General features: G+C 39.6%; 1 protein-coding gene. It reads right to left on the reverse strand.

What is annotated here, in order from left to right:
* Positions 1-93: 93 nt before the first annotated feature.
* A complete protein-coding gene (locus tag E0H99_RS17100) occupies positions 94-1,629 on the reverse strand; it encodes an IS1182 family transposase (protein ID WP_240723512.1) in 1,536 nt (511 codons plus the stop codon).
* Positions 1,630-1,718 lie beyond the last annotated feature (89 nt).

Consider the following 1,718-nt stretch of genomic DNA (forward strand, 5'->3'; position numbering starts at 1 on the left):
ACGTCAGGCTGTGAAAAAACCTCTTTTTTTTCTAAAAACCACCAAATTTTATGATACTGCAATTCAAATCAAGCCTTATAACGAAGTCTTTTTTCAGGCTGCTAATTTCATTGGATAAAAATTGTTAGCTGTATTTAGCTTTAAACAAATCGTTTTTATTAGAAGCAAGGCTTTTGCCTTGTAGGGCGAGTTCCATTTTTGGAGTTTGGCTATCAAATCCGGAACGCCGAGTATATTGATACTGCGTTTGATGTTATACACCAGCATAATTAAGCTATGTTCTCCGTTTACTTTTTCCAATCCAGTTAAGTTGGTGTGGTTGTAGCCCCATTGTCGCTTGATGGTGCCAAAGATATGCTCGTTGATTTCCTGTCGTTTGCGATAGAATTCTGCGTTTTCATGGTAGCGTTTGTTGTTTTCTGCCACGGCATCGGCATATTGGCTTCTGTCTATTTTCCTGCCTTCCGCTCGGCTGGTACATAAATCCTTTACAGGACATTCCCTGCATTTTGGGGTTCCGTATCTCTTAAACTCATAACTGTCTCTGTCCGTGGTTTTCTTGTACCAGCTGCCTGTGGTTTTAAGCGTTTCGCCCTGTGGACAAGTGTAGGTGTCGGTGATTTGGTCGTATTGGAACTTAGAGATCAGATAATTCTCGGTTATCCTTTCTTTATTTTTTCCTTGTTCTGGCTGTGCTACAATTGTAGTGATGTTGGCCTGTTTGCAGGCTTCTATTTCCCGCCCGTTATGATAGCCTTTATCCACCAAGGCCGTGTATGTTTCTATTTCTAAATTCTCTTTAGCCTCTATGGCAATAGCCGACAAGGCGTTACGGTCATTGCGATTGATGGTGTGTGTGGCTACGACAAGATTGTGCTTGGCATCTACAGCTGCCTGCATATTGAATGATATTTCAACCACTTGGCCTTGAACTAACAATGCCCTGGCATCATTGTCGGTAGTGCTTATTTGGGGTTCTCCGCTTGCTTTTAGCTTTTCTTCCAGTTGCTCATAACGAAACTTGTTTCCTTTCAAGCGCTCTATCTTTTGCTGGATATTTTGGATTATAGCCGAATTATCTTTGCCGTCATTTTCTTCCAACGTATCCAAGTATTCTTGGGTCTTAGCTTCAATATAAGCTAAGTGTTTGTCGATTTTCTTTTGGTTGAAATTGGCTTTCTTGCTATTGTGTGCGCGGCTTTTGGTACCATCGATAGCAATGGTTTCGCCACCTATCAAATCAGCATCTTTCAAGAACGAAACAAACAATTTGAATAACTTTTTCAAGCCAATGGGATTGTCTTTTCTAAAATCTGAGATGCTGTGGTAATTAGGACGAATATCTTCTAAAAGCCATTGCATTTCCATGTTTCTCAAGCATTCCTTTTCTAGATCACGACCACTCCTGATTCCGTTGAGATAACCGTATAAATAGATCTTTAGAAATACTTTACTATTGAAACTCGGGCGACCTTCGGTCTTGATCGTTTTTATGGCAAAATCGAGCTTAGAGATGTCAATAAGCTCTACAAAGGCATCAATAAAACGTACCTGATTATCGGGACTTATAGTGTCTTCTAAACTAGAAAAACGCATCTGGTGACGGGAAATTCCTGTGATATGTTGCATTCTTAAAAATACGAAAAATCTTCTTTTTATACTAGTATTTTGTTATATTTGATGATAATACTACGGAGGTTTTTTCACAGACTGACGTT

The organism is Flavobacterium sp. GT3P67 (assembly GCF_004349155.1).
Taxonomy (GTDB): Bacteria; Bacteroidota; Bacteroidia; order Flavobacteriales; family Flavobacteriaceae; genus Flavobacterium; species Flavobacterium ranwuense.

Excerpts from the sequence above, each read along its gene's own strand:
- E0H99_RS17100 (WP_240723512.1), bottom strand. The coding sequence starts at position 1,629 with ATGCAACATATCACAGGAATTTCCCGTCACCAGATGCGTTTTTCTAGT.